We start from the raw sequence: 3,924 nt of genomic DNA, 5'->3' as shown, positions 1-3,924 counted from the left end.
TTAGTTTTCAAAGTTCATTTCGCCACTTACTTCTTAGCGACTTATATTATAATAACACATTCAAGTTTGTTTAGTCAATAACTTTTTTATGTTATTTTCTTGCCTCATCTATTGTTTTAATGTGACAACGTTTAATAATATACCATTATTCTTTTACGATTGCAATAACTTTATCATAAAAAAAGATAATGTTTCTTATTATAGTAAAAGAGACGTTAACTTTACTAAGCTCTAATTACTATAATAAAGAAACATTACACCGCGATTAAAGGTAATTCAACTACAAATAGTGATCCTTTGCCAAGCTCACTTTCTACGTAAACTATTCCGTTATGCATATCAACAATTTTCTTTACGATAGATAAACCTAATCCATTACCGCCGGTTGTTCTGTCTCTTGATTTATCTGCTTTATAAAACCTTTCAAATATATGCACCCGATCTTCTTCGGAAATACCAATTCCAGTATCTTGAATTTGTATAACCACCTTGTCATTATCTTGAACGGCAGATATAAATATATCTCCATTGTTAGGAGTAAATTTTATACTGTTTATAATTAAATTCATCCAAACTTGATTTAAAAGAGCTTCGTCTCCAATAATGTCAATTTTACCAAAGTTAACATGCATATTGATATTCTTTTCTATTATTTGGGGTTCGCAGCTTATCAATGCGTACATAAGTTGGCTATTTAACGAAAAATTATTCTTTTCTATTGGTTGGTTTTGTGACTCTAGTGAAGTTAGCTTTAGTAGGTTATCACTTAGCTTCGATAATCTTGTACTTTCATACTCAATTATATTTAAATATTGTTTTCGTTCTTCTAATGGCAAACTTTCATTTTGTAATACTTTAGCAAAACCTTTAATAGATGTTAAAGGAGATTGAATTTCATGTGAAACATTAGAAATAAACTCCTGTCGCATGTTTTCCATTTGATTTAAATTTTTTGCCATATGGTTAAAGCTATCTATTATCTGACCAATTTCACCACCAAATGCATTCCTAAATTTTTCAAGATCCACTGATACATTAAACTCTCCTCTTGAAATACTTCGAATTGCCTGCATTATTTCTTTTACCATTTTCATTTGCTTTGGATGATGGAACATTCTACCGAATATTGCACCTCCGAGCATTAACAGTAGAAAAGTTAAAAAAGTACTTATAATTTGTTTCGTTAAATTCGATAAATTTGTGAGTTGATGTTCATATAAGTAATAAGTAGAATAGTGAACAATCACGCTTCCTAGCGTTATTGCAGTCGTTAATAATAATATAGCCCCTATAATATCTCTAATTTTTTTTAGTACTTTCATTTTAATAACTCCATTCGATACCCTAAACCCCATACAGTAGAAATTTTAAAACCAAATTTTTTCTCAGGAAATCTTTCCCTTAATCTTTTTATATGAACATCAACAGTTCTTTCATCCCCTGCATAATCGAACCCCCAAATGTTTTCAATTAACTGTTCCCTTGAATAAGTTCTTCCTAAAGAACTCGCCAAAGTATATAAAAGCTCTAATTCCTTCAATGGCATGTTGACCACTTGGTTATTGTTTAGGACTTTGTAATTACCGTGATCTATCGTTAAATTTCCTATTTGAACAATTTGGGATGAAGATATTTTTGCTCTTCTTAACAAAGCTTTTACTCGAACAACCAATTCGACTGGTTCAAATGGTTTTACGATATAGTCATCAGTTCCTAACTTAAACCCTCTAACTTTTTGTTCGGTTTCACCTTTTGCAGTCAACATAATTATCGGGAGATCATATTCATTGCGTATTTCTCGACAGAGCTCAAATCCATCCATTTTGGGCATCATTAAGTCTATAATTAACATATCTATTTTGTTACTTTCAAAAACACTAAGTGCTTCAATACCATTTGTAGCCTCAAAAACAATAAAACCTTCTTCTTTAAGTAATACGTTTAACAGTTTTCGGATATGTGGATCATCATCTACGATTAAAATACTGGCCATAAAAACACCTTCCCTCAATATTATTACACTGCACTATTTACTCTTAATTGCTGATTAGCAAATTCCCTGTACATTATATGGTTTTTATACAATTCATCATGTGTTCCAATACCAGTTACTTTTCCATTGTCTAAAAATACAATTTGATCCGCATCGATAACTGTGGAAAGACGATGGGCAATAATTAAAGTAGTTCTTCCTTTCATTAAATTGGAAAGTGCATTTTGTACAACTAACTCCGACCTACTATCAAGATTGGAAGTTGCCTCATCCAGCATTAACAACTTAGGGTTTCTTAGTAAAGCTCTCGCAATCCCTATTCTTTGTCTTTGCCCACCAGATAGTTTTATACCTCGTTCTCCAACCTCCGTATCATAACCATCGGGTAAGTCATTTACAAATTGATCCACGTATGCCATACGTGATACATAAGTCAGCTCTTTATCAGGTATTTCTCTTTTAATTCCATAGCAAATGTTATCTCTAATTGTACCGACAATTAAAGGACTTTCTTGAGCAACATAACCTATTTGTTTTCTCCAGCTCTCTAAATTGAAGCTATTAATTGAATTATTCCCAATCGTTATATCTCCACTTTTTGGAGGATAAAATCTTTCAATAAGTGAAAATAATGTGGTCTTTCCGCTTCCACTTGGACCAACAATAGCCGTTACCTTACCTGGAGGGATCACAAAATTAAGATTAGTTAACAACTCTTCTTCCTTATACGCAAAATGTAACTTATTAATATTAATTGGTAAACTCATATCAACTTCTTTTTTTCCAGTTTGATAGTCTTCTTCATCTAACTCTAATATACTAATCATTCTTTCAGTAGCACCTTTTGTTTTTTGAAGCTCCGTAAAGAAATGTGTAATTTGTGTTACTGGGAAAATAATTTGGAATAAATATAATATATAGGCTACTAAAGCTCCTGCAGTTATTGCACCTGATGAGACTCTGACCCCACCGTATCCAATAATAACTACTAAAATAAGCATCATTACTAAGGAAACAATTGGTCCAATGAAAGAATGTAATTTCCCTTCCTTTATACCGAAAGATAATAAATTTATAATTCCCTTGTCTCCGTTTGAAATTTCGGTTGTTTCTGCATTCGAAACCTTTACTAATCTAATCTCTGAAAAAACTTGGTTTATTAATGATGTGAATTTTGCCGTTTCATCTTGAGTTGCTTTTGATAACTTTGACATTTGCTTTCCAATAGGGATAAATATTAAAGCAATGACAGGAATAATGCTAAAAGTTACTAAAGTCATTTTCCAATCTAATACTAGTAGTAATATAAAAGATCCAATAATTGAAATGATCCCTGTTAAAAAGTTAGTAATATGCTCTGTTATTAGTCCTTTTAAAACTGCTGTATCATTCGTAACGCGACTAACATTATCTCCGGTCTGGGTCTCATCAAAATAAGATATTGGGAGTACAATCATTTTCTTCCACAATCGGTGTCTAACATTTGCAACAACTGTGTTCCCTACCCGGCTAAGCAGATAAATAGAAGCTGCTGATGAAATAGCCTGTATTATTAGTACTGCAATAAATATAGCTATTTGCCCTGTACTTAAGGATGCTAATGAAAAACCATCTACAAATTTTTTTGTAAGCAAAGGTAATAGTAATCCTACTAAAGTAGTAGCTACACTTAATAATAAGCCTATTGCGAACAACCATTTAGGAGGATTAGCATTTTTTATTAAAGAAATAAAATTTCTCCAATCATTTTTTTTATTTAAATTAGTTTCTTCTTTCATATCTTTACTCCTTATACTTACTATTTTTTATCTACATTACCTTTAAAATTTACAATTAAAATATGAATAAAGAATGAACAAAATATTATTTTTTCACTTAAATCAATATATTAACTAATAATCTTTATAACGCAAAAAAAGCATCAGCCAAAT

The 3,924-nt window shown here is 31.0% G+C and carries 3 protein-coding genes; all 3 read right to left on the bottom strand.

Annotated features, from left to right (window positions below):
- Window positions 1-254 precede the first annotated feature (254 nt).
- Genes CN925_RS15790 through CN925_RS15780 form a run of 3 tightly spaced genes read right to left on the bottom strand, consistent with a single transcriptional unit; the run spans window position 255 to window position 3,771 of the window.
- Window positions 255-1,322 (bottom strand): HAMP domain-containing sensor histidine kinase, encoded by a 1,068-nt coding sequence (locus CN925_RS15790; protein ID WP_180232985.1) that lies wholly within the window; start codon window positions 1,320-1,322, stop codon window positions 255-257.
- Window positions 1,319-1,993: a response regulator transcription factor gene (locus CN925_RS15785; RefSeq protein ID WP_098847316.1), complete on the bottom strand. Its 675-nt coding sequence runs from the start codon at window positions 1,991-1,993 to the stop codon at window positions 1,319-1,321. Before CN925_RS15785 ends, CN925_RS15790 begins: the two co-directional genes overlap by 4 nt.
- A gap of 23 nt (window positions 1,994-2,016) precedes the next feature.
- Window positions 2,017-3,771 carry an ABC transporter ATP-binding protein gene (locus CN925_RS15780; RefSeq protein ID WP_098847313.1) on the bottom strand — a complete coding sequence of 585 codons (1,755 nt, stop codon included), beginning with the start codon at window positions 3,769-3,771 and terminating at the stop codon, window positions 2,017-2,019.
- Between the last annotated feature and the right edge of the window lie 153 nt (window positions 3,772-3,924).

Origin of the sequence: Bacillus sp. AFS055030 (assembly GCF_002574545.1) — a bacterium.
GTDB lineage: Bacteria > Bacillota > Bacilli > Bacillales > Bacillaceae_G > Gottfriedia.
Note: the sequence above shows the minus strand (reverse complement) of the source record. Positions and strands in the feature narration are given on the sequence as shown.